The 23,112-nt window shown below is 73.4% G+C and carries 19 protein-coding genes and 4 pseudogenes; 13 read left to right on the forward strand and 10 right to left on the reverse strand.

Annotated features, from left to right (window positions below; translation table 11 throughout):
- Window positions 1–4 precede the first annotated feature (4 nt).
- The 4 genes from pcaG to H8R17_RS04720 all read left to right on the forward strand — a co-directional run bounded on the left by pcaG (window position 5) and on the right by H8R17_RS04720 (window position 3,900).
- The gene (gene pcaG / locus H8R17_RS04705; RefSeq protein WP_187821844.1) at window positions 5–610 is read left to right on the forward strand and encodes a protocatechuate 3,4-dioxygenase subunit alpha; all 606 of its coding nucleotides are present in this window, start codon (window positions 5–7) and stop codon (window positions 608–610) included.
- Window positions 607–1,923: a 3-carboxy-cis,cis-muconate cycloisomerase gene (gene pcaB, locus H8R17_RS04710; RefSeq protein WP_187821845.1), complete on the forward strand. Its 1,317-nt coding sequence runs from the start codon at window positions 607–609 to the stop codon at window positions 1,921–1,923. The genes pcaG and pcaB overlap by 4 nt, the downstream gene beginning before the upstream one ends.
- Entirely contained in the window at window positions 1,920–3,038 is a 1,119-nt protein-coding gene (gene pcaD / locus H8R17_RS04715; RefSeq protein WP_187821846.1) for a 3-oxoadipate enol-lactonase, read from the forward strand. Before pcaB ends, pcaD begins: the two co-directional genes overlap by 4 nt.
- A gap of 70 nt (window positions 3,039–3,108) precedes the next feature.
- A complete protein-coding gene (locus H8R17_RS04720) occupies window positions 3,109–3,900 on the forward strand; it encodes an SDR family NAD(P)-dependent oxidoreductase (RefSeq protein ID WP_187821847.1) in 792 nt (263 codons plus the stop codon).
- A gap of 17 nt (window positions 3,901–3,917) precedes the next feature.
- Here the strand turns inward: H8R17_RS04720 and H8R17_RS04725 are convergent, their stop codons facing one another.
- Window positions 3,918–6,614: an AAA family ATPase gene (locus H8R17_RS04725; RefSeq protein ID WP_187821848.1), complete on the reverse strand. Its 2,697-nt coding sequence runs from the start codon at window positions 6,612–6,614 to the stop codon at window positions 3,918–3,920.
- Between the two features lie 374 nt (window positions 6,615–6,988).
- Here H8R17_RS04725 and H8R17_RS04730 point away from each other — a divergent pair.
- Together H8R17_RS04730 and H8R17_RS04735 are read left to right on the forward strand one after the other, a co-directional pair.
- A pseudogene (locus H8R17_RS04730) lies at window positions 6,989–7,105 on the forward strand (DUF2510 domain-containing protein); the annotation flags it as partial.
- Between the two features lie 339 nt (window positions 7,106–7,444).
- A pseudogene (locus H8R17_RS04735) lies at window positions 7,445–8,443 on the forward strand (hypothetical protein); the annotation flags it as partial.
- Between the two features lie 115 nt (window positions 8,444–8,558).
- On the opposite strand, the gene H8R17_RS04740 reads toward H8R17_RS04735, so the two are convergent.
- Window positions 8,559–9,173, reverse strand: coding sequence for a TetR/AcrR family transcriptional regulator (locus H8R17_RS04740; protein WP_187821849.1), 615 nt, complete (start codon window positions 9,171–9,173; stop codon window positions 8,559–8,561).
- A gap of 176 nt (window positions 9,174–9,349) precedes the next feature.
- Here H8R17_RS04740 and H8R17_RS46345 point away from each other — a divergent pair, with 176 nt between their 5' ends.
- Window positions 9,350–9,928 (forward strand): inositol phosphorylceramide synthase, encoded by a 579-nt coding sequence (locus H8R17_RS46345; protein WP_262505019.1) that lies wholly within the window; start codon window positions 9,350–9,352, stop codon window positions 9,926–9,928.
- Window positions 9,925–10,905 (forward strand): hypothetical protein, encoded by a 981-nt coding sequence (locus H8R17_RS04750; RefSeq protein ID WP_187821850.1) that lies wholly within the window; start codon window positions 9,925–9,927, stop codon window positions 10,903–10,905. The genes H8R17_RS46345 and H8R17_RS04750 overlap by 4 nt, the downstream gene beginning before the upstream one ends.
- Before the next feature lie 29 nt (window positions 10,906–10,934).
- On the opposite strand, the gene H8R17_RS04755 is transcribed toward H8R17_RS04750, so the two are convergent.
- On the reverse strand, window positions 10,935–12,989 hold the full coding sequence (locus tag H8R17_RS04755; protein WP_187821851.1) for a phosphocholine-specific phospholipase C: 2,055 nt from the start codon (window positions 12,987–12,989) through the stop codon (window positions 10,935–10,937).
- 154 nt (window positions 12,990–13,143) lie between these two features.
- Here H8R17_RS04755 and H8R17_RS04760 point away from each other — a divergent pair, with 154 nt between their 5' ends.
- The 4 genes from H8R17_RS04760 to H8R17_RS04775 all read left to right on the forward strand — a co-directional run bounded on the left by H8R17_RS04760 (window position 13,144) and on the right by H8R17_RS04775 (window position 16,845).
- Window positions 13,144–14,439 carry an MFS transporter gene (locus H8R17_RS04760; RefSeq protein ID WP_187821852.1) on the forward strand — a complete coding sequence of 432 codons (1,296 nt, stop codon included), beginning with the start codon at window positions 13,144–13,146 and terminating at the stop codon, window positions 14,437–14,439.
- A 209-nt stretch (window positions 14,440–14,648) separates the two neighbouring features.
- The gene (locus H8R17_RS04765) at window positions 14,649–15,719 is read left to right on the forward strand and encodes an aromatic ring-hydroxylating dioxygenase subunit alpha (protein WP_187821853.1); all 1,071 of its coding nucleotides are present in this window, start codon (window positions 14,649–14,651) and stop codon (window positions 15,717–15,719) included.
- Window positions 15,716–15,910: a hypothetical protein gene (locus tag H8R17_RS04770; RefSeq protein ID WP_223124679.1), complete on the forward strand. Its 195-nt coding sequence runs from the start codon at window positions 15,716–15,718 to the stop codon at window positions 15,908–15,910. The genes H8R17_RS04765 and H8R17_RS04770 overlap by 4 nt, the downstream gene beginning before the upstream one ends.
- Complete coding sequence (locus H8R17_RS04775) at window positions 15,907–16,845, forward strand: PDR/VanB family oxidoreductase (RefSeq protein ID WP_187821854.1); 939 nt, start codon at window positions 15,907–15,909, stop codon at window positions 16,843–16,845. The genes H8R17_RS04770 and H8R17_RS04775 overlap by 4 nt, the downstream gene beginning before the upstream one ends.
- On the opposite strand, the pseudogene H8R17_RS04780 reads toward H8R17_RS04775, so the two are convergent.
- Window positions 16,796–17,152 (reverse strand): annotated as a pseudogene (locus tag H8R17_RS04780) (IclR family transcriptional regulator C-terminal domain-containing protein); the annotation flags it as partial. The gene H8R17_RS04775 and the pseudogene H8R17_RS04780 sit on opposite strands and share 50 nt — an antisense overlap.
- A 261-nt stretch (window positions 17,153–17,413) precedes the next feature.
- On the opposite strand from H8R17_RS04780, the pseudogene H8R17_RS04785 reads away from it, so the two are divergent.
- Window positions 17,414–17,653, forward strand: a pseudogene (locus tag H8R17_RS04785) (ABC transporter ATP-binding protein); the annotation flags it as partial.
- On the opposite strand, the gene H8R17_RS04790 reads toward H8R17_RS04785, so the two are convergent.
- From H8R17_RS04790 to H8R17_RS04815, 6 genes are read right to left on the reverse strand one after another with little or no spacing between them, the layout of a single operon-like run.
- Complete coding sequence (locus H8R17_RS04790; RefSeq protein WP_187821855.1) at window positions 17,650–18,318, reverse strand: GntR family transcriptional regulator; 669 nt, start codon at window positions 18,316–18,318, stop codon at window positions 17,650–17,652. The pseudogene H8R17_RS04785 and the gene H8R17_RS04790 sit on opposite strands and share 4 nt — an antisense overlap.
- Window positions 18,315–19,316, reverse strand: a complete 1,002-nt coding sequence (locus H8R17_RS04795; RefSeq protein WP_187821856.1) for a proline racemase family protein — start codon at window positions 19,314–19,316, stop codon at window positions 18,315–18,317. Before H8R17_RS04795 ends, H8R17_RS04790 begins: the two co-directional genes overlap by 4 nt.
- Before the next feature lie 14 nt (window positions 19,317–19,330).
- On the reverse strand, window positions 19,331–20,221 hold the full coding sequence (locus H8R17_RS04800; protein ID WP_187821857.1) for a dihydrodipicolinate synthase family protein: 891 nt from the start codon (window positions 20,219–20,221) through the stop codon (window positions 19,331–19,333).
- Window positions 20,218–21,582: an NAD(P)/FAD-dependent oxidoreductase gene (locus H8R17_RS04805; RefSeq protein WP_187821858.1), complete on the reverse strand. Its 1,365-nt coding sequence runs from the start codon at window positions 21,580–21,582 to the stop codon at window positions 20,218–20,220. Before H8R17_RS04805 ends, H8R17_RS04800 begins: the two co-directional genes overlap by 4 nt.
- The gene (locus tag H8R17_RS04810; RefSeq protein ID WP_187821859.1) at window positions 21,572–21,871 is read right to left on the reverse strand and encodes a (2Fe-2S)-binding protein; all 300 of its coding nucleotides are present in this window, start codon (window positions 21,869–21,871) and stop codon (window positions 21,572–21,574) included. Before H8R17_RS04810 ends, H8R17_RS04805 begins: the two co-directional genes overlap by 11 nt.
- The gene (locus H8R17_RS04815; RefSeq protein WP_187821860.1) at window positions 21,868–23,061 is read right to left on the reverse strand and encodes an FAD-binding oxidoreductase; all 1,194 of its coding nucleotides are present in this window, start codon (window positions 23,059–23,061) and stop codon (window positions 21,868–21,870) included. The genes H8R17_RS04810 and H8R17_RS04815 overlap by 4 nt, the downstream gene beginning before the upstream one ends.
- Between the last annotated feature and the right edge of the window lie 51 nt (window positions 23,062–23,112).

The raw sequence follows: 23,112 nt of genomic DNA on the forward strand, positions 1-23,112 counted from the left end.
CGCCATGACGAAGATCGACACGAGCAGGCCGGAGAGCGTGCTGCCCACCCCTTCGCACACCGTGGGCCCGTTCTACGGGTACGCGCTGCCGTTCCGCGGCGGCGAGGACATCGCGCCGCTCGGGCACCCGGACACGGTCACCGTGCACGGGTACGTGTCCGACGGCGAGGGCAACCCGCTGCCGGACGCGCTGCTGGAGCTGTGGGGGCCGGACCCCGACGGCAACGTGCCGACGGCCGACGGGTCGATGCGGCGCGACCCGGCGTCGGGTGACTTCCTCGGTCGCAACGGCGTGGAGTTCACCGGGTTCGGACGCGTCCAGACCGACACCAACGGCCACTGGTACGCGCGCACGCTGCAGCCCGGCGCGCGCGGGCGCAGTGCGCCGTACCTCAGCCTGTGCGTCTTCGCGCGCGGGCTGCTGGTGCACCTGTACACGCGGATCTACCTGCCGGGCGACGCCACGGCCCTGGCGGCCGACCCGCTGCTGGCGCAGGTGCCGCAGGAGCGGCGCGACACGCTGATCGCGGTGGAGGAGGGCGACGGCACGTACCGTTTCGACATCCGCCTTCAGGGCGAAGGCGAGACGGTCTTCCTGGAGTTCCAGTGACATCAGCCGATTCCCTGCTCGACCCGGGGTGGACCGGCTCGCCGGCCGCGTCAGCGACCGACGACACCGCCTACCTGCGGGCGCTGCTCGACGCGGAGGCCGGGCTGACGCGCGCCCAGGCCGCGCTCGGGCTCGTGCCCGCCGAGGCCGCTGCCGCCGTGACGGAGGCGGCCGACCCGGAGCGGTTCGACGTGCGCTCCCTCGCGGAGCGCGCCCGCGGCGGCGGCAACCCGGTCATTCCGCTCGTCGCGGACCTGACCGGGGCAGTCGGTGCGGACTACGGCCCGTACGTCCACCGGGGCGCGACCAGCCAGGACATCCTGGACACGGCGACGATGCTGGTGGCCGCGCGTACCCTGGACCCGCTCCTGGCCGACCTGGCCCGTACCGAACGGGCGCTGGCCGGGCTGGCGGCCGGACACCGGGACACGGCGATGCCGGGACGGACGCTCACCCAGCACGCCGTGCCGACCACGTTCGGGCTGAAGGCGGCGGGGTGGCGGTCGCTGGTGCTCGACGCGCGCGACCGCGTGACGGCCGTACGCGGCTCACTGCCCGCCCAGCTCGGGGGCGCCGCCGGGACGCTGGCCGCCTTCACCGCGTACGGCGCGGCCGACGCCGCCGCGCTGCCCGCCGCCTACGCACGCGAACTCGGCCTCCAGGCACCGCTGTTGCCGTGGCACACCCTGCGCACTCCGATCGCCGACCTCGCCGGCTGCCTCGCCTTCACGGCCGGGGCGCTGGGCAAGGTGGCCGCCGATGTGCTGGTGCTGTCCCGGACGGAGATCGGCGAGGTTGCCGAGGGCAGCGGCGGCGGCTCGTCGGCGATGCCGCACAAGGCGAACCCCGTGCGCGCGACGCTGATCGCGGCGGCGGCCCGGCGCGCGCCGCAGCTCGCGGCCACGCTCTACGGGTCGCTGGCGGCGGAGGACGAGCGTCCGGCCGGTGCCTGGCACGCGGAGTGGGAGCCGCTGCGGGAGCTGCTGCGGCTGGCCGGAGGTGCCGCGCGGGACGCCGCTGAGCTGGCCGAGGGGCTGCGGGTGCGGCCGGACGTCATGCGCGAACACCTCGGTCTCACCCACGGACTGATCGTGTCCGAACGGCTGTCCGCGGAGCTGGCGCCGGTGCTCGGCCGGGCGCGGGCCAAGGCCCTGCTCACCGAGCTGGCCGGGCGGACGTATGCCGAGGGACGCGTCTTGGGCGAACTCCTCGCAGCGGAGCACGAGTTGAAGGACACGCCACTCGACACCGACCCTGCCCACTACACCGGCTCCGCCGGAGCCCTCACCGACCGTGCTCTGGAGCGACATTGAAAGAGGAGCTGCTCAACCACCGCACTGAGGGCCCCGTTTCGGCGCCCCCGCTGCTGCTCGGCCCGTCGCTGGGCACGTCGTACGCCCTGTGGGACAAGGTGGCGCCCGAGCTGTCCGTCACCCACCGGGTGGTCCGCTGGGACCTGCCGGGGCACGGAGGGTCGGCGCCCGGGCTGATCGGACCCGGCGCGACGGTCGCGGATATCGCCGGGCTGGTCCTGGCGCTCGCCGACGCGCTCGGAATCGAGCGGTTCGCCTACGCGGGCGTGTCGCTGGGCGGCGCGGTCGGGCTGCATCTCGCCGCGCATCATCCCGAGCGGGTGTCGTCGCTCGCCGTGATCTGTTCGTCGGCGCACTTCAACGGGTCGAAGCCGTGGGAGGAGCGGGCCGCGCTGGTGCGCCGCGAGGGGCTGGCCGGGCTGGCCGAGAGCGCGAACGCCCGCTGGTTCACGCCTGGTTTCACCGTGCCGGAGCTGGTCGCCGACCACCGCGACGCCGACCCGGCGGCGTACGCCGCCTGCTGTGACGCGCTGGCCGCGTTCGACCTGCGGGACCGGCTGGCCTCGGTCACCGCGCCGACCCTGCTCGTCGCCGGCCGCGAGGACCCGGCGACCCCGCCCGCGCACCTGCGGGAGATCGCCGACGCGGTGCCGGGCGCGGCGCTCGTGGAGATCCCGGGTGCCTCCCATCTGGCGCCCGCGCAGTGCCCTCAGGCCGTGCTGGCGGCACTGCGGGCACACTTCGGCGGGGGCGCCGGGCGCGGCATGGAGGTACGGCGGGAGGTGCTGGGCGACGCGCACGTGGACCGTGCGCAGGCCCGGCAGACCCCCTTCACCGCCCGCTTCCAGGACTTCATCTCCCGCTACGCCTGGGGCGAGATCTGGACCGACCCGACGCTCACGCGCCGCGAACGCAGCATGATCACTCTGACCGTTCTGGTGGCGCACGGTCATTACGACGAGCTGGCCATGCATGTGCGGGCGGCGCGGCGGGGCGGGCTGACGCCCGAGGAGATCGGCGCGGTGCTGCTGCAGACCGCCGTGTACTGCGGGGTCCCGGCGGCGAACTCGGCGTTCGCGGTGGCCCAGCGGGTGCTGGAGGAGGACGACAGCTGAGGGTGCCCCTGACGGTCGTACCCTCAGTGGCGTCACGCAGTTGTCCTCGCCCTGTGCCTACGGTGGGGGCATGTCCACCATCCTGATCACCGGTGCCACCTCCGGCCTCGGCCGGTACGTCGCCCTCGAGCTGGTCCGCTCGGGGCATCGCGTCCTCGCGCACGGGCGCGATCCGGGCCGGACGGAGCGCCTGGCCGGGGAGTTGCGCACCGAGGGCGAGGCCGACTGGTTCGTCGCCGACCTGGCCTCGCTGGCGCAGGTGCGCGAGCTGGGCGCGACGGTCGCCGAGGCGCATCCCGAACTGGACGTGCTGATCAACAACGCGGGCATCGGCTTCGGCGCGCAGGGCTCCGGGCGGGAGCTGAGCGCCGACGGGCACGAGCTGCGGCTCGCGGTCAACTACCTGGCGCCGGTCCTGCTCACCCGGGCCCTGCTGCCGGTGCTGCGCGCGAACGCCCCCGCGCGGATCGTCAACGTCGGCTCCGCCGGCCAGGAGCCCCTCGACTTCGACGACCCGGAACTCACCCACGGCTACAGCGGCGTCTCGGCGTACTGCCGCAGCAAGTTCGCGCTCGCCGCGCACACGTTCACGCTCGCCGAGGAGCTGGCCGGCACCGGCGTCTCGGTGAACGTGCTGCACCCCGCGACCTACATGGACACCACGATGGTCCGCGAGGGCGGCATCACCCCGTGGAACACGGTCGCCGACGGCGCCCCGGGCGTACTGTCCCTGGCCACCGAGGAGCGCGGCTCGGGCGGCTACTTCGACGGCACACGTCCGGCGCGGGCACACGAGGCGACGTACGACGCGGACGTACGGCGGCGGCTGTCGGCGGTCACGGAGCAGTTGCTGACCGTGTGAGCGCCGCCCAGGCCTGGCTAGCGCAGCCCGTGTCCCGCCTCCAGCGTCCGCAGTTCCGCCTGGGCCAGGGCGACCAGGCCGTCCGCGCCGCACGAACGGGCCAGGGCCAGGCCCCGGTCCAGCTCGGCCGCCGAACGGGCGGCGATGCCGTGTTCGACGCGGGCCGCCGCGTGCTCGTACTGGCAGGGCGAGGCCTCCAGGCAGGCGACCGCGCGGGCGGCGAGCCGCACCTTGCGCTGGCCGGTCTCCAGCGCGGCGGCACAGCGCAGGGCCTCGCCCCTGGCCGAGTCGGTGCCGAAGCGCTCGGCCTGTCGGCGGATGTCGACGGCGAGCCGGGCGGCGCGGTCCGGGTCCTCGGCGGCGAGGGCCCGGGCGAGGTCGGCCGCCCAGGGCACCAGCACCGGGTTGTGATGGCCGCGGGCGGCCGCGGCCTTCTCGGCCGCCTCCAGTTCGTTGATGCCGTCCTTGGTGCGGCCGACGGCGAGCAGCAGTCGGCCGCGCACCGCCCGCGGGTACGGAAGCACTATGGTCGACGGGTAGGGCGGGGCGAAGTCGTGCCGCTCGGCAACGTCCCAGGCCTCGTCGACGTGGCCGCGGGCGAGCAGCGTGTCCACGAGATTGCAGGTCACGGTCCAGTACACGGGCAGTCCGCGACCGACGCGCTCGGCGAGGGGCAGCGCCTGGCGCAGGGACCGTTCCGCGTCCTGGAGACGGCCGCGTCTGCGATGCCCGACGCCGACGTAGGCGTGCGCCAGAGCCAGGTGTCCGCCGGTCCAGCCGGCGATCTCGTAGGCGCGCACGGCCTCGTTGTAGAGGCTTTCTGCGCGGTCGAGGCGGTCGGTGTAGGCGTACGCGTTGGCCAGCATCAGAAGCAGTTCGATGCCCCACTCGGAGCCGGTCCAGCCGAGTCCGGGAGCCAGGCGGCCGTTGACGAGGGCGCGGTCGCACAGTTCGACGACCTCCTCGGCGTTCTCCCCGTGCAGCAGGGCGTCGAAGCCGCGCAGGATGAACAGCACGCGTTCGGAGTTGTCCCGTCCGGTGCAGGTCCGCGCGAGCTCGGCCAGGCGCTCGGAGCGGCCCGGTGAGGTGACCTCGCCGCCGTGGATCCCCTCCCACATGATGTGCACGGCCTCCAGCCGCATCCGGGCGGGCCCGGGTTCCAGCCGGGCCGCCTCCGCCTCGACCATCCCGACCGCCTCCTCCAGCTGGTCGTTGTGGACCAGTGCCTGGGACAAGCGGACGACGGCGTCCACCCGGTCGTCGCCGTCGAGACCGGGCATGCCGAGCGCGGTCCGCAGTTGGCCGATCGTCCTGACGGGCACGATCAGGATGGTGGCGCAGCCGAGTTCGTACAGCACGCGCGCGTGCACCTCGGGCCGGGGCGGCTCCTCCAGGGCGCGTTCCAGGCAGCGGCGGGCGGCATCGGGCGCGCCGACGGCGAGGTGCTCGCGGGCGGCCTCGCGCAGCTGCTCGACCAGTTCCTCGTCGTCGTCCGGGTGGACCTCCAGCAGGTGGCGGGCGGCGGCCGCGGCGCCGCGTCCGGAGTCGGTGACGATCCGGGCGGCGATGCCGTGCATGGCGGTGCGCAGGGCGTCGGGGATGGAGTTGTAGACAGCGGTGGCGATCAGCGGGTGGACGAACTCCAGGTCGCCGCCGTCGGCCCGGCCGCCGGACTGGGGGCCGGGTTCGGTGAGGATGCGGGCGCTGCGCAGCAGGGCGGCGCAGCGGACGGCGTCCTCGCGGCTCATGGTGGAGAGCCTGGCCACCAGCTCCACGGAGATGCCGGTGCCCAGGATGGCGGCGGCCCAGGCGAACCGCGTCGCGTCTATGCCGAGTTCCTCCAGGCGGGCGACGAGTCCGCCGCCGCGGGCGGAGCGGTTCAGGGCGCGCAGTTCGGCGGCCCGGGCCTCGACCGGTTCCAGCTCGCTGTCGCGCACCTTGGCGAGGAGTTCGACGGTCTCGTACGGGTTTCCGCCGGTGACGGCCCACACCTCGCGGCAGAACGGGGCGTCGGCGTGCTCGCCCAGGGTGGCGCGGGTGAGCCCGGCCGTGGCCTGCGGGGTCAGCGCGCTGAGGGTGGCGACGGAGCGGTCCGCCGTAGCGGCCACCGCGTCCAGGTGGCTCGTGCCGGAGCCGCTGATGTCGCCGGGGCGGCGGGCCACCACGAGCAGCACCGACATCTCGTCGACGCGTTCGGCGAGGGCGGCGAGCCACCTCAGGGTCTCCTGGTCGGCCCAGTGGGCGTCGTCGACCATCAGCACCAGGGGCCACTCGCGGCGGGCGAGCCGGCGTACGGCGGCGACCAGGCCGTCGCACACGCCCTGCGGGTCGGCCTGCCGCTCGCCGGGGTCCGCGATGCCGAGGGCGGGGCCGGCGATGTCGTACCAGTCGCCGAGGTACTCGCGCGCCTCATCCGGCAGCATCGACACGAGCGCGGGCTGTAACAACTGCCGTACGACGTTGAAGGGGACGGAGCGCAGGGTCTCGCCGCCGCGTGCGGACCAGACGGTGCAGCCGCGGGCCTCGGCGATCCGGCGGGTCTCGGCCAGCAGCGCGGTCTTGCCGAGGCCGGCCTCGCCGCGGAACACCAGCAGGCCGCCGGACGACGCGTGGTCGGCGCACAGGGTGTCGACCGCCGCCGTGACTGCGGCGACCTCGGCGTCGCGCTCCCACAGGGAAGCCGAGGCGGCGGCCGGGGGCCGTACCTCCGTCATCCCGTTCCCCTCCCCAAGTCGCCGTACGACGTTCAGACCTCGAGCGTAGCCGTCCTGCCGCCGCCGCGGAGGACGCTCCGCGGAGCTCTTGCTGCGACGGAGTGACATCGGGTAAAGGCGGACGACGTGCCCGGGGGTGCGACCAAGAGGTGGGGAGGTCAGCGGTGTTGGTGTGGGCCGGGGTGAGTCGCGCAGCCCGGCGCTGACGGAGTGCCGCCCGCGCCCACCCGTGCCGCCCTGGGGGGACCTCCCAGGCCTTGAGGCACTGGGGGAGGCACGCATGCCCGCGGATCAGGGGTGTCGCCGTCGTCGGGGTGCGGCTGCGGCGCGGATCCTCTCATCCGGCTTTCACCGAGGCCTCATACGGTGAGCACATGACGCAGGCGACTCCTCCCGGGTGGTACCCGGACCCCGGACAGAAGAGTGACGGTCCCGCCACCGAGCGCTGGTGGGACGGCAAGGCATGGACGGCCCAGGTCCGCCCCGCACAGCCACCCACAGCGGGGAGTCCCCCGCCGCGGACGGCGGACACCGCGGACCAGGCGCCGGACGCGGGGGCACAGGCATCGGCGGGCGAGGACCGAGCCCCCGCGGGCGAAACGCAGTCGGCGGGCGCCGGGGAACAGGCGCCCGAAGCCGGGGCACAGCCGTCGGCCGCCGCGGACCAGGCGCCCGCAGCGGAGGGGCGACCGTCAGTTACCGCAGGCCAGCCAGCCGAAGCCGGGGCCCAACCGTCAGCTGTCGCAAGCCAGGCACCCGAAGCAGGCGCGCAACCGTCAGCTGCCGCAAGCCAGGCACCCGAAGCAGGCGCGCAACCGTCAGCTGCCGCGGGCCGGCCGGCCGAAGCCGGGACGCACCCACAAGCCGCTGGGGATCAGGCGCCCGTAGCCGGGGCGCAGCCGCCTTCCGCCGGGGCCCAGCCACCGGTCGCCGGGGCGCTTCCGGCATACCCGGGCCACGCGTACCGGGCGGCTCCGGGCTACCCCGCCCCTCCCGGCTATCCGGCCTACCCCGCGCCGCCCGCCGCCCGCCCGCGTAACCGGCTGCGGACCGGGATAGCCGTGGCCGCGGCGGTCGCGGTGCTCGCCAGTATCGGTGTCGGCGTGTACGCGCTGTCCAACGGTGACAGCGGCAGCAACTCCGCCACCTCGCAGGGGCCGGACGGCCAGGGCGGACCGGGCGGTTCCGGTGGGCAGGGCGGGCCGTTCGGCGACTCGGGGGGTTCCGGTGGCGGGTCCGGCGGATCTGGTGGTTCCGGTGGGCAGCAGCCGGGGCCCGGGCAGTCCGAGCCGCCGAAGGTCGACAGCGGGTCGGTGACCGACGCCTTCAGCGGGATCAGCCTGCCCATCCCGGACGGCTGGTACGGCCAGGAGCTCCAGGTCGGCGCGCAGGTGTCGGCGGACGGGACGTACAAGTGCCCCGGGGACCCCTCCGCGGACTGCAGCAAGGGCGGGGCGTACTCGGCGCCCGCGCTGGCGCTCGGCACCCGGGGCGGCACCGCCGAGGAGGTCGCCAAGGCGGACATCGCCAAGAACGCGGAGCAGTCCTACGGCGGCAAGAGCTACGGCGGCATCACCTCGCACGAGGTGCTGGCGTCGAAGGCGGTGACCGTGGCTGGGCAGAAGGGCTATCTCGTCCGCTGGAAGGCGGTCACGAACAAGGGCGCCGACGGCTACGTCGAGTCGCTCGCCTTCCCCTCCCCCACCACCGCGCAGGCGATGATCGTCGTCCGCTTCGGCGTCGACGTCGGCGAGACGCAGTCCGTCATCGACGAGATCACCCAGGGCATCAAGGCGGCGAAGGGCGGTGGCAGCGGCCAGAACGTCTGAATCATCGCCGGGTCGGCTGATCACCGACAGGACGGCCGATCACGCCGGCAGGCGTCCCGCTGCCTGGTCGGCCGGGTGGAACGCCCCTCCGCTTCAACGGGCGCCCCACCCGGCCTCAGGTCAGCCCGAGCGCCGGCAGCACGGCGGCGTCCACGAACCGGACGAGGTAGTCGGGGTCGGCGTACTCGCCCTCGAGGATGGGCCGCACGCGAAGCACGCCGAACACCTGGGCCGGGATGTATTCCAGCGCCGGATGACCGGCGGGCACCTCACCGCGCTCGATCCCGCGCCGCAGGATCTCCCGCAGCGCGGCGAGCTCCGGCTCGACGAGGGCCTCGCGCAGCGCCTTCTGGAGCTCGGGGTCCTGCAGGATCGCGTGGCCGAGCGCCTGGTGCAGCCTGGTGTCGTTGCCCGACAGCTCCCCCGCGGTCCGCGCCACCTCGCGCAGGTCCCCGGCGAGCGAACCGGTGTCGATGCCGCCGAGGCGCGCCCGGCGGCTGGCGCGCAGGGCCGCCGCCACGAACTGGGGCTTCGTCTTCCACTGCCGGTAGAGCGTGGACTTGCTGCACCGCGTGCTGGCGGCCACGCCCTCCATGCTCACGGCGTCGTAGCCGCACTCGCGGATCTGTTCGAGCACGGCGTCGAAGAACTCCCGCTCACGCTCGGGCGTGATCTTGGAGCGGCGCGAGGCGGCGACCGTCTCCGGTCCGTCCGCGGCCTGCGACGTCATCGGCTCTGCTCTCCCTCGCTCAACCGGGCCTGGGGTGGCTGCGTCCAGTGTGTCGTACGTCTATCGATACGGAAGTGTACCGGTACCGGGTCGTATCGGTACAATGCCGTATCGGTACGCTCGCGTATCGATGTGTTCCGCACGCCACGCACCACCGTCAGCGAAGGGGCCGGGGGATGAATGCCCGCACCGTGCCTGCAGAGGCGGAGCCCGACGCCGTAGCGCGTCTGCCGCTCGTCCGTGAGCTCCTGCTCGTCGCAGCGCTCTTCCTCGTCCACAAACTGGGCCGGGAGCCGGCGACGGGCCACACCGGCGAGGCCTTCCCCAACGCGCACCGCGTGTGGGACCTGGAACGAGCCCTCCGGCTGCCCGGCGAGGGCGCGGTGCAGTCCCCCCTGCTGCACGGCGACACGCTGATCCACATCGCGAACACCTACTACGCGACCGTCCACTTCCCCGCCGCACTGGTGCCGCACCCGCCGTTCCCGCTCGCCCCGCCGCGCATGCCGGCGGCGGCGGGCCTGGTGGACACCGGGCAGGCGGTGACGGCATCGCCGCGAACTGGTTCGACAGCTGGTCGGTCTGCGGCGGGCCTCGACTCGATCGTGGCAGCGGCCCTGTTTGGTACGGCACTTGCGGCGATCCGCCTGCCGCTGTGGATGCCGGGCGCGCGCGGGACCCTCGTGGTGGCCCAGAGGCCGGGAGGAAAGCGGGTGCCCGACGACGAGCAGGTGCTCGTGGGTGCGGGCCGATGAGCGCCGCCCTCGTCGCCGTCGCCCTGTCCCTGGTCTCCGCCGTCGCCTACGCGGCCGCCGCCGTCGCCCAGGAGCGGCTGGCCTCCCGCAGCCCCGGCACGGGCGCACTGCGGCTGCTCGGCAGCGGGGCGTGGTGGTGGTCGGTCGCGCTGAACGCCTCCGCCGCGCTGCTGCACGTCGTGGCCCTCAAGTACGGCCCGCTCACCGTGGTCCAGCCGCTCGGCGCGCTGACGCTGGTCGCGGCGGTGCCGATGGGGGCGCGGCTCGCCGGGCGGCGGGTGAGCGCGGTCGAGTGGCGGGGTACGGCGTTCACGCTGCTCGGGCTGGCCGCGATCCTGGTCACCGCGTCCGGGCCGGAGCCCAGCGACGTGCTGAGCGCGCCCGAGGCGCTGGCGGTCGCGGGCGCGACGACTGCGCTGATCGGCCTGCTGGCGCGGCCGGGCGCACGGCCCGGGCTGCGGCACGCCGGCGCGTCCGGCATCGCTTCCGGGGTCGCCTCGGCGCTCACCCAGACTGTGACGGTGGCCGTGACGGACCGCTCCGGACCGCTGCTGAGCCTCCAGGTGATCGGAGTGGCGGTGCTGGTGGCGGCGTTCGCGGCCGGCGGGCTGCTGCTGGCGCAGACCGCCTACCGGGGCGGGCTCGGCGCCCCGCTCGCCGTGGTGACCCTGGCCAACCCGGTGGCCGCCGCGGTGATCGGGCTGACGCTGCTCGGCGAACGCCTCCAGGGCGGCCCGGCGGGCGTCCTGCTCGCCCTCGCCGGGGCCGGACTGGCGTCCTGGGGCGTGGTGCTGCTGAGCCACGCGGCACCCCACCACGGCGACGAGCCCGCCCGGGACGAGGTGCACGACGACCATCCGGTCGCCGCCGTCATGGCCCTGGAGCCCGGAACGGCGACGCCCGAACCGGCGTTGGTGCCCCGGCAGCCGAAACCGGCACACCGCCGGTCCGAACCGGGACACCTCACGCCCCTCTAGTACCGCAGCAGACACTGATCCCCCGGTGATCACTCGGTGATGATCGCCGGATCGCTCACCCCGGGCCGCCCGTTCTCCACGTGCCCCGCGAAGCGCCGCAGGAACGCCGGGTCGGCCTCGGCGGTGACGGTCAGGTCGTACCAGCGCCGGCTCACCGTGAGGTCGACGGTGTGCTTGACGGTGGCACCGGCGCGCACGGTGACGGTCGTGGCCCGGCCGCCGTACCCGTTCGCGATCTGCAGCCGTGCCGTGCCGGAGCCCTGGTGGGTGAAGGTCAGCTCGACGTCGTCGCCGGTGTGCCGGGCGGTGACCTCGGGACCGGCGGCCTTGTTCGCGCCCTTGAAGACGCGCAGGAAGCCGTTCGGGCCGTGCACGGTCAGGTCGTACGTGCCCTGGGAGTACGCCGGATTCCAGGTGTCGGAGACGGTCTTGCCGGCCTCGGTGGTGTAGCTCCAGGGGCCGTCGGTGCGGTTGCCGGAGGTCCCCAGGAAGGCGGCGCCCGCGTGTGCGCCGGAGGCGAACGTGAGCGTGAGCTTCCCGGCCGCCGCGTCGATGGAACCGTCCACGTACGGGGCGTACTTGAGCGGGCGGGCGGGCCGCAGGCCGCGCTCCTGCCTCGGCAGGACGCCGTGGGCGGGCGGGGTCGGCACGTAGTCGGGGTGGCGCTCGCGGTCCGGGGGCTCGTAGCCGTCGGTGTCCGGCAGCGCGACCGGCCGGGTGTCCGTGCGGGAGAAGTCGAACGCGGCGGTCAGGTCGCCGCAGATCGCGCGCCGCCAGGGCGAGATGTTCGGCTCCTGCACGCCGAAACGGCGCTCCATGAACCGGAGGATCGAGGTGTGGTCGAGCGTCTCGGAGCAGACGTGGCCGCCCTTGCTCCACGGCGAGACGACGAGCATCGGCACGCGCTGGCCGAGCCCGTAGGGGCCGGCGACGTCCTTGCCGTCGCCCTTGAACAGGTCCGGGCCGACGTCGACCGTGGACTTGCCCTGCGCGCCGGAAGCGGGCGGGAGCGGCGGGATCAGGTGGTCGAAGAAGCCGTCGTTCTCGTCGTAGGTGATGAACAGCGCCGTCTTCGCCCACACCTCGGGGTTGGCGGTGAGCGCGTCGAGGACCTGGGCGATGTACCAGGCGCCGTAGTTCGCGGGCCAGTTGGGGTGCTCGGTGAAGGCCTCGGGGGCGACGATCCAGGAGATCTGCGGCAGCCTGCCGCTCTTCACGTCGGCCCTGAGCTGGTCGAAGTAGCCCTCGCCCTTGGTGTGGTCGGTGCCGGTGCGGGCCTTGTCGTAGAGCGGGTCGCCGGGCTCGGCGTTCCGGTACTGGTTGAAGTAGAGCAGCGAGTTGTCGCCGTAGTTGCCGCGGTAGGCGTCCTCGATCCAGCCCCAACTGCCCTTGGCGTCCAGGCCGTCGCCGATGTCCTGGTAGAGCTTCCAGGAGATCCCTGCCTTCTCCAGGCGCTCCGGGTACGTCGTCCAGCCGTAGCCCTTCTCGTCGTTGCCGAGGACCGGGCCGCCGCCGGTGCCGTCGTTGCCGGTGTAGCCCGACCACATGTAGTAGCGGTTCGGGTCGGTGGAGCCGATGAACGAGCAGTGGTAGGCGTCGCAGACGGTGAAGGCGTCGGCGAGCGCGTAGTGGAACGGGATGTCCTCGCGGTTCAGGTACGCCATGGTCGTGGAGCCCTTGGCCGGGACCCACTTGTCGTACTTGCCGCCGTTCACGGCGTCGTGTCCGTCGTTCCAGCCGTGCGGGAGGTCCTGGATGAAGGCCATGCCCAGGTCGTCGGCGTCGGGGTGGAAGGGCAGGACGTCCCTGCCGCCGCCGTCCGCCTGGTGCCAGACCGACCTGCCGTTCGCCAGGGTGACCGGATGCGGGTCGCCGAAGCCGCGGACGCCGCGCAGCGAGCCGAAGTAATGGTCGAAGGAACGGTTCTCCTGCATGAGGACGACGATGTGCTCGACATCCTCGATCGACCCCGTGCGGTGGTTGGCCGGGAGGGCGGCGGCACGCTGGATGCTGGCCGACAGCGCGGTGAACGCCGTGGTGGCACCCGCGAGCTGGAGAAAGCGGCGCCGGTTGGCTTCGGGCATGAGTGAGGGACCTCTATCCTGCGCACGAATGGCCGGAACGTGACGAAGGTGCGCGGAGCGAGTGTTCCAAGGGCACCAAACGTCAGGGAAGGGTCTGATGGCGCGCATGTGAAAGTCGTCGGTACGTGAGGTGTGCCGGGGCGGCCACCAGGGGATGGTCGCGATCATGACAGACACGCACAGGGCCACCGCACCGACGAAACGGCCCGTACGCCAGCTCCTCGCCGCCTCCGTGGGCAATGCCGTGGAGTGGTACGACTGGTACGCCTACACGTTTCTGGCCACCTACATCGCCGCCGAGGTCTTCCCCAAGGGCGCGGGCAACTCCCTGGTGCCGCTGCTGTCGACCTTCGCGGTGTTCGCGGTGGGCTTCTTCATGCGTCCCGTCGGCGGCCTGCTCATGGGCGCGATAGCCGACCGGCACGGGCGGCGCACCGCGCTGACGGTGACCATCCTGCTGATGGGCGGCAGCAGCCTGCTGGTCGGGATGACGCCGACGTACGCGGCGGCCGGCGTGCTGGCGCCGGTGGTCCTGGTCCTCGCGCGGCTGCTGCAAGGGCTGTCCGTGGGAGGCGAGTTCGCGGCCTCGACGACCTTCCTGGTGGAGTCGGCCGGGCCGGGGCGGCGCGGGCTGTTCTCCAGCTTCCAGTACGTGTCGACGACCGCCGGGCAGCTCGTCGCGTCCGGCATCGCGACGCTGCTCGTCGACACGCTCTCCGAACGGTCGATGAACGGCTGGGGCTGGCGTGTCCCGTTCGTCCTCGGGGCGCTGCTCAGCCTGGTCGGCTTCTGGATCCGGCAGGGCGCCCAGGAGACCCGCAGCGCCGAGCAGCAACGGTCCCCGCGCCCCGGCCTGCTGGAGGCGCTGCGCCGCCATCCGCGCGAGTCCCTGCTGATCGGCGGCATCACCGTGGGCGGCACCATCGCCTACTACACCTGGACGTCCTACCTGCCGACGTACGCCGAACTCAACGCGGGCATCGACAAGTCGGACGCCCTGCTCGCCGGCACGATCTCACTGGCCTTCTTCGGCCTGCTCCAGCCGCTCGGCGGCCTCCTCTCCGACCGGTACGGCCGCCGGCCCCTGCTCCTCTTCTTCGGCCTGGGCTTCGCCCTGCTGACCGTGCCCCTGCTGCACGCCCTGCGCGACTCCTTCGCCGTGCTGCTGCTCGTGCAGTGCGCGGGCATGGTCCTGCTGACCGGGTTCACCTCGATCAGCGCGGCCGTGAACGCCGAGATCTTCCCGCCCCGGGTGCGCGCGGCCGGGATCGGCTTCCCCTACTCGCTGACGGTGGCACTCTTCGGCGGCACGGCCCCCTACATCGGCACCCTGTTCAAGGACCTCGGGCACGCCGGGCTCTTCCCGTGGTACGTCGCCGTGCTGTGCCTGCTGTCCTCGCTGGTGTACCTGCGGCTTCCGGAGACGGCCCACCGGGAGTTGCGCCGCTGACGCCGGGCGGCCTGTATCGGCGGGTTCCACCGCCGCCTGCCCTCCGGCAAACCATCGCTTCTTGGCTTCACATGGCCCTGACCAGCGTTTTTTGGAACGTCTTCCGCCTGACAGAAGCCCCCTTGCCGAGCCACCGCAACCATCACGACCCTGATTCCAACCACGGCTCGCGGGGCGAAGGTGCCCCGCGCTTCAGGGACGGGAACCCCATGCCTCACATGACCGCATTCGCCAGGAACCAGTGGTACGTCGCCGCCTACAGCCAGGAAGTCGGACGCGAGTTGCTGGGGCGGACCATCCTCGGTGAGCCGCTCGTGCTGTACCGGACCGAGCAGGAGGGGACGCCGGTCGTCCTCAACGACCGGTGTGTGCACCGGCGTTACCCGCTGTCCGAGGCCCCGACCCGGCTCGACGGGGACCGGATCGTGTGCGGTTACCACGGGTTCACCTACGACACGACCGGGACGTGTGTGTACGTGCCGGGGCAGAAACGCGTCCCGCGCACCGCGCGCGTCGCGTCGTATCCCGTCGTCGAGCAGGACTCCCTGATCTGGGTGTGGATCGGCGACCCGGACCTCGCCGACCCGCAGACCATCCCGCGGGCCAGTCACCTCGACTCCCCCGGCTGGACCACCGTACGCGGCATGGAGCCCATCGACTGCGACTACGGCCTGCTCGTCGACAACCTCCTCGACCTGTCTCACGAGACGTATCTGCACGGCGGCTACATCGGCACCCCCGAGGTCGCCGAGACGCCGATCACGACGGAGGTCGACGAGGGCGCCGGGATCGTACGGGTGAGCCGGCACATGGACGACGCGGAGTGCCCGCCGTTCTACGCCAAGTCGACCGGTATCAGCGGCCGGATCATGCGCTGGCAGGACATCGAGTACCACGCCCCCTGCCTGTACCTGCTGCACAGCCGCGTCGCCCCCGTGGGCGTGGTGCCGGAGGCGGACGGCAGCGACCCGGGCGGCTTCCACACCGAGATCACGTACTGCATCACGCCGTTGGGCGACGGCAAGGTGTACGACTTCTGGGCGGTCTCGCGGGACTGGGCCACGGACGACGCCGAGGTCACCGAGTTCCTGCGGGGCAACAACCACACGGTCGTCATGCAGGACGTCACCGCGCTCAACCTGCTGCAGAAGACGCTCGGCACCGAGCGCACCGGCTACCAGGAGCTGAGCATCAACATCGACACCGGCGGCCTGGCCGCCCGCCGCATCCTCGCCCGGCTCGTCGAGGAGGGCGAGAAGCCCATGGAGAAGGTGCAGTGACCAGGCTCATTTCTGACGGGCCGCGCGAGATCTACCGTATCGACTGGCTGCCGGGCACCGACATCCTGCACGGCACCTGTCACTGCGGCCGCCAGCACACCGCCCAGGATCCGGTCGAGATGTGGGAGTGGATGCTCGCCCATCCGCAGGGGCACGAGCCGCGACCCGAGCCGCGAGGAAACAGCTCATGAGTCTGTACGAAGCCGAACTCGTCGTCGACCGTGCGCAGTCGGCGGCCGACGGCGTCCGCGCCCTCACCCTGCGCCACCCATTGGGCGAGGAGCTTCCCGCCTGGGAGCCGGGCGCCCACATCGACGTCGTCCTCGGCCCGGACCTGGAGCGGCAGTACTCGCTGTGCGGCGATCCGGCGGACCGCTCCGCCTGGCGGATCGCGGTGCTGCGGGAGCCGGACGGGCGGGGCGGCTCCGCCCATGTGCACGACCATCTGGGCGAGGGCGACAAGGTGCGGGTACGCGGCCCCCGCAACCACTTCCGTCTGGAGCCCGCCCCCCGCTACCGGTTCGTCGCGGGCGGCATCGGCATCACGCCGGTCCTGCCCATGCTCGCCGCGGCCGAGGCGGCGGGCGCCGAGTGGACCCTGCTGTACGGCGGACGCACCCGCACCTCGATGGCGTTCACCGAGGAACTGGGCCGCTACGGGGACCGGGTGACGATCGCGCCCCAGGACGAGCGGGGGCTGCTGGACCTGGCCTCCGTGCTGGACAGGCCGCCCGACGGCACGCTCGTCTACTGCTGCGGGCCCGGACCGCTGCTGGACGCGGTCGAGGAGCGGTGCCCGGCCGGGATTCTGCACGTGGAGCGGTTCCAGCCGAAGGAGCGGCAACAGACCGGCGACGACACGGAGTTCGAGGTCGAGCTCGCGCAGAGCGGCAAAACGCTCACCGTTCCGGCGGACGTCTCCGTGCTGGACGCCGTACGCGGCGCCGGCGTCGAGGTGCTGTACTCCTGCACCGAGGGCACCTGCGGCACCTGTGAGACCGACGTCCTCGAAGGCGAGCCGGACCACCGGGACTCGGTGCTCACCGACGAGGAGCGCGCGGCCGGCGAGACCATGCTCATCTGTGTGTCGCGCTGCCGGGGGAAGCGGCTCGTCCTGGATCTGTGACCAGGGCGCTGATCCTCACGTCCGCCTCGATCCGCGCCACGGTCGCCAGCAGGTGCGGCAGCAGATCGCGGCGGACCGCCTCCACGGAGTGCCGGCCGGCGTGCACCGCGATGTTCACCCCGGCCACCACCGCGCCGTCCCGGTCCCGCACCGGGGCGGCGACCGACCTGAGCCCCTCCTCCAGCTCCTGGTCGACCAGGGCGTGGCCCTGCCGGCGCACCCGGCGCAGTTCGGCCCGCAGGGCGCGGGCCGTGACGATCGTGCGCCCGGTCATCGGGCGCAGCTCGGTGCGGGCGAGCCGGGCGTCCAGCTGATGCGTCGTCGTCTGCTCGTCGGCCTCACGGCCGCGTCCGTCCGCGGGGTCAGGGTGGCGGGACCTCCCGGCGGAAGGCGACACCGGTCGGGTCGGGCGTCGAGGCGAGATAGCCGGGGCCGACCGCCCAAGGTCGCCGTCTCGAAGCTGGTCAACAGCCTCAAGAGCGTCTCCGCTCGCCGGATACGGCTGGGGGCACCTCCCGGCCGAAGGCTGGGGGAGAGTTCACCGGCCGGATCAACCGCGCCATCATGCCTGTTCGTCACCCATGACATCGATGAGGCCGTGTACCTCGGGGAGCGGGTGATCGTCCTGTCGGCCTCCCCCACGGTCGTGAAGGAACAGCTGAAGGTCGACCTCCTGGCCGAACGGGACCAGCTGCACACCCGCGTGGCCCCGCGCTTCGCCGAGCTGCGGACGCATGTGTACGAGCAGATCCAGGCGGCGAAGCGCGGAACGCCGACTGACAAGGTGAACATGCCCCCGCCGGACTAAGAAGCCCACAGCCCCCGTACGTGCCCGAGGTGACGGGTCATCACCTCGTGGACCTGTTCCGGGTCGCGGGCCAGTAGGGCGTCGAGGAGTTCCAGGTGCTCCTTGGCCGAGGCCTCCAGGCGACCCGACTCGGCCAAGGTCGCCAGGCCGTACAGGCGGGAGCGGCGGCGTAGGTCTCGTACGACCTCGACCAGGTGGTCGTTGCCCGCGAGGGTCAGCAGGCCCAGGTGGAAGCGCAGGTCTGCCTCGATGTAGGCGATGAGGTCGCCGGTCGCGGCGGCCGTGACGATGTCCTGGGCGACCGGGCGCAGGGCCTCCAGGGCTGCGGGGTCGGCGGTGGTGGTGAGGGCGGTGGTGGTGGGGATCTCGATCAGGGAGCGGATGTGGGTGTACTCGTCCAGCTGTTTCTCGGAGACGGCGGTGACCCGGAAGCCCTTGTTGGGGACGGTGTCGACCAGGCCCTCCTTGGCAAGGTCGAGCATGGCCTCGCGGACCGGGGTGGCGGAGACGCCGAAGCGGGCGGCGAGGGCGGGGGCCGAGTAGATCTCGCCGGGGCGGAGTTCGCCGGCGATCAGCGCGGCCCGCAGCGCGTCCGCGACCCGCTCGCGGTGGCTGGGCTTTCGGGCGCCCAGCACGGGGAGGTCGGGGGTGTGGCCGGGACTCACAGCACGAACCCCGCCGGGAAGGGGTCCTCCGGGTCCAGCAGGTACTGGGCCGTGCCGGTGAGCCACGCGCGGCCGGTGAAGCTGGGCAGTACGGCCGGGCGGCCCGCGACCTCGGTCGTGCCGAGGAGGCGGCCGGTGAACCGGGTGCCGATGAAGGACTCGTTCACGAACTCGGTGTGCAGCGGGAGTTCACCGCGGGCGTGCAGCTGCGCCATGCGGGCGCTGGTGCCGGTGCCGCAGGGCGAGCGGTCGAACCAGCCGGGGTGGATCGCCATCGCATGCCGTGAGTGGCGGGCGGTCGAGCCGGGCGCGGCCAGGTAGACGTGGTGGCAGCCGTGGATGGAGGTGTCCTCCGGGTGGACGGGTTCGTCGTCCGCGTTGATCGCGTCCATCAGGGCCAGGCCGGCCTTGAGGATGTCGTCTTTACGGGAGCGGTCGAAGGGCAGTCCGAGCTGCTCCAGCGGCAGGATGGCGTAGAAGTTGCCGCCGAAGGCGAGATCGTACGTCACCGTGCGGCCGTCGGGGAGCGTGGTCTTGCGGTCGAGGGCGACGGAGAAGGCCGGGACGTTCTGGAGGGTGACGGCCTTGGCGGCGCCGTTCTCCACCGCGACCTCGGCGTTCACCGGGCCCGCCGGGGTGTCGAGGCGGATGGTGGTGACCGGCTCGGTGACCTCGACCATGCCGGTCTCCACGAGGACGGTCGCGACGCCGATCGTGCCGTGTCCGCACATCGGCAGATAGCCGGACACCTCGATGTAGACGACGCCCCAGTCGCAGTCGGGGCGGGCCGGCGGCTGGAGGATCGCGCCGCTCATGGCGGAGTGGCCGCGCGGCTCGTTCATCAGCAACTGCTTGATGTCGTCGCGGTGTTCACGGAAGTACAGCCGCCGCTCGTTCATGGTCGCGCCGGGGATGGTGCCGATGCCGCCGGTGATGACGCGGGTCGGCATGCCCTCGGTGTGCGAGTCGACGGCGTGCAGGACGAGTTTGCTGCGCATGTTCCGGCCTCCGTTCAGGCGAGTCCCGCCGCCGCGGCCTTTTCCGTGGCCGCGCGGACCGCGGTCTCCTGCTCGGGCAGCAGCGGCATGCGGGGCGGACGGCAGGCGCCGCCGTGGCGACCGACGAGGTCCATGGACAGCTTGATGGCCTGCACGAACTCCACCCGTGAGTCCCAGCGCAGCAGCGGGTGCAGCTGACGGTACAGCGGCAGCGCGGTGTCGAGGTCGCCGCCGACCGCGGCGCGGTACAGCTCCACGGACGCCCTGGGCAGTGCGTTCGGGTAGCCCGCGACCCAGCCCTTGGCGCCGGCGACCGCGAGTTCCAGCAGGACGTCGTCGGCGCCGATCAACAGGTCGAGTTCCGGGGCGAGTTCGGCGAGCCGGTAGGCGCGGCGGACGTCGCCGGAGAACTCCTTGACGCCCTGGATGGACCCCTGCGCGTGCAGTTCGGCGAGGAGTTCGGGTACGAGGTCGACCTTGGTGTCGATGGGGTTGTTGTAGGCGACGACCGGTAGCCCGGCCTTGGCCACCTCGGCGTAGTGGGCGAGGACGGACCGTTCGTCGGCGCGGTAGGCGTTGGGCGGCAGCAGCATCACCGCGCCGCAGCCCGCCTCGCGCGCCTGCTCGGCCCAGCGCCGTGACTCGGCGGAGCCGTAGGCGGCGACGCCGGGCATGACGCGCTGACCGCCGATCGCGGCGACGGCCGTCTCGACGACCTTGGCGCGCTCCTCGGGGGTGAGTACCTGGTACTCGCCGAGGGAGCCGTTCGGCACGACGCCGTCGCAGCCGTTCTCGACCAGCCAGGCGCAGTGCTCGGCGTACCGGTCGTAGTTGACGGAGAGGTCGTCGTTCAGCGGGAGGGCGGTGGCGACGAGGACGCCGCGCCAGGGGCGGTGGTCGGTCATGGGGGTCCTTCCTCGGTGGTCGGGCGGGCGAGGACGCCGAGCGGCACGGGGCGGGCGAAGGGACGGCGCGACGGGCCGGGTGCGCACCCGGCCAGCCCGGCGACGGCGGATCCGCACACCCGGCCCTGGCACCAGCCCATTCCGGCCCGGGTGAGCAGTTTCACGGTGCGGACGTCGCCCGCTCCGAGGTCGACGGCCGCACGGACGTCACCGGCGGTGACCTCCTCGCAGCGGCAGACGACGGTGTCGTCGGTGACCTGGTCCGTCCAGTGCGCGGGCGGGGCGTAGGCGGCGTCGAGGGCGGCGGCGAACTGCCGTAGACTCGTACGGGACTTGACGGCCGCGGGCGCGGGGGCGCAGGCGGTGTTCTCCAGGCGGGCGGCGATCGAGCAGCCCGCGATGTGTCCCTCGGCGAGGGCGAGGGCCGCGCCGCCGATGCCGGTGGCCTCGCCCGCCGCCCAGACGCCGGGTACGTCCGTGCGCTGCTCGTCGTCGACGGCGACGGCCGGCCCGTCGGTGCGGCAGCCGAGGCTCTCGGCGAGGTCGGTGTGCGGGAGCATGCCGTGGCCGACGGCGAGGGTGTCGCAGGCGATGTGCCGTTCGGTGCCGGGGCGGAGGCGTCCGGTGGCGTCGAGGGCGGCGAGGGTGACGCCGGTGAGCCGGTCGACGCCGTGCGCGCGGACGATCGTATGGCGGGACAGGAGGCGTACGCGGTGGCGCAGGAGCCGGGCGGCGTATCCGGCGCCCTCGGGGAGCTTGGCGGCCAGTGCGCGGGCGTGGCGCGTCAGGCGCGCCGGGTCGGCGGACTCGACGAGCGCGGCGACCTCGACGCCCGCCGCCGCGAGCCCGGTGGCCACCGGCAGCAGCAGCGGCCCGGTCCCGGCGACGACGGCCCGGCGGCCCGGCGCGGCGAGTCCGCCCTTGAGCATGGCCTGCGCGCCGCCGGCGGTGACGACACCGGGGAGGGTCCAGCCGGGGAACGGCAGCACCTGCTCGTAGCCGCCGGTGGCCAGCAGTACGGCGGCGGCGCGCACCTCGGCCGGTTCCTCCTGCTCGGGCCCTAGCAGCGCGTGCATGGTGAAGCCGCCGGACCCCGGCTCGATGAACCACACATGATGGTCTGTCAGCACTTCCACGGCGCTGGTGGCGAGCCCGTCCCGCAGCCGCTCCCAGGTACGCCACTGGTGGTGCAGCGCCTCGGGCCGCCCGGCCCGCAGCGCGGCGGCGGGCTGCCGGTAGAACTGGCCGCCCGGCCCGGGCGCCGCGTCGACGAGCGCGACCCGTACGCCTCGTGCGGCGGCCGCCAGTGCCGCGGCGAGCCCGGCCGGTCCGGCGCCGATCACCGCGAGGTCAGTCCGCATGGCCCGTCCCCTCCTGGCTGCGGATCACGTCGCCGGGCTGTACGGGGACGAGGCAGGCCCGCCGGTTCGGCCGCCCGTTGACCGTGACCAGGCAGTCGAAGCAGACGCCGATCCCGCAGAAGATCCCGCGCGGGCGGCCCGAGCCCCGGGTGGTGCGCCAGGCCGTGACGCCGGCCGCCCACAGCGCGGCGGCGACGGTCTGGCCGGGCAGCGCCCGGATCTCCCGGCCGTCGAAGGTGACCGTGAAGGCGGGGCCGGGCCGCGCCCCGGCCAGCTCCAGGGGGTTCACTCGGCCTCCTCGGGAAGGCGGTCGGGCTCCTCGGCGACATGGCCGGGCTCCCCGGGAAAGCGGTCGGGCCGGAACGGCGTGAGGTCGATGTCCGGTGGGCGGCCGGCCAGCGACTGTGCGATCAGGTGCCCGGTGCCGGTGGCCAGCCCGATGCCCGCGCCCTCGTGTCCGCAGGCGTGGTGCAGGCCGGGCACCCGGGGGTCGGGGCCGATCGCGGGCAGGTGGTCGGGCAGATACGGCCGGAAGCCGACGTAGGTGCGCAGGGCGCGGACCCGCTCCAGGAAGGGGAACAGCCGGGTCGCGCCCGCCGCGAGGGCCCGGAGCGCGGGGAGCGAGAGGGAGCGGTCGAAGCCGACGCGTTCCCGGCTGGCGCCGATCAGGACCGGTCCGGCGGCCGTGCCCTCGACCACCAGGGAGGTCTGCAGCGCCGCCGAGTCGCTGGCGACGTCCGCCACGTAGTCCGCCGCGTACACCTTGTGCCGGACGCGGGGCGGCAACGGCTCGGTGACCAGGACGAAGCCGCGCCGGGGCAGTACCGGCAGCCGGACTCCGGCGCGGTCGGCCAGCTCGCCGCCCCAGGTGCCGGCCGCGTTGACGACCGCCGGGGCGTGCACGTCGCCCCGGTCCGTGCGCACCCCGCGCACCGCCCCGCCGGCGCCGCGCAGGACCTCGGTCACCGTCCGGCCGGTGATCAGCCGGGCGCCCGAGGCGCGCAGGACGTGCGCTGCGGCGAGCGCGGGCATCACCTGGGCGTCCTGCGGATAGTGGACACCTCCGGCGAGCCCTGGCGCCAAGTACGGCTCCAGCTCGTGGAGTTGGCCTTCCCCGACCGGCTCCACGTCGACTCCGGCCACCCGCTGTCCGGCGGCGAGCTCCGTCAGCCCGGTCAGCGCCTCGGGCGTCGCGGCGACGACGGCCCCGCCCTTGGCGTCGTACTCGACCGCCTTGCCCAGTTCCTCGGCCAGCTCGGCCCACAGCCGGCAGGACAACAGGGCCAGGTCGAGTTCCGGGCCCGGTTCCTTGTCGGAGACGAGGAGGTTCCCCTCCCCCGCACCGGTCGTGCCGCCGGCCACGTGGCCGCGGTCCACCACGACGACGTCCAGCCCCGCCCGGGCCGCGTACAGGGCGCAGGCGGCACCCACCATCCCGGCGCCGACAACCACGACATCGCAGGTCAGAGACTGACTCACAGTCAGTACTATGTCACATACCTCTGACGGCGAAAAGGGTGCGCGCAGGGC

The sequence above is a fragment of the Streptomyces sp. TRM68367 genome (assembly GCF_014495685.1).
GTDB lineage: Bacteria > Actinomycetota > Actinomycetes > Streptomycetales > Streptomycetaceae > Streptomyces.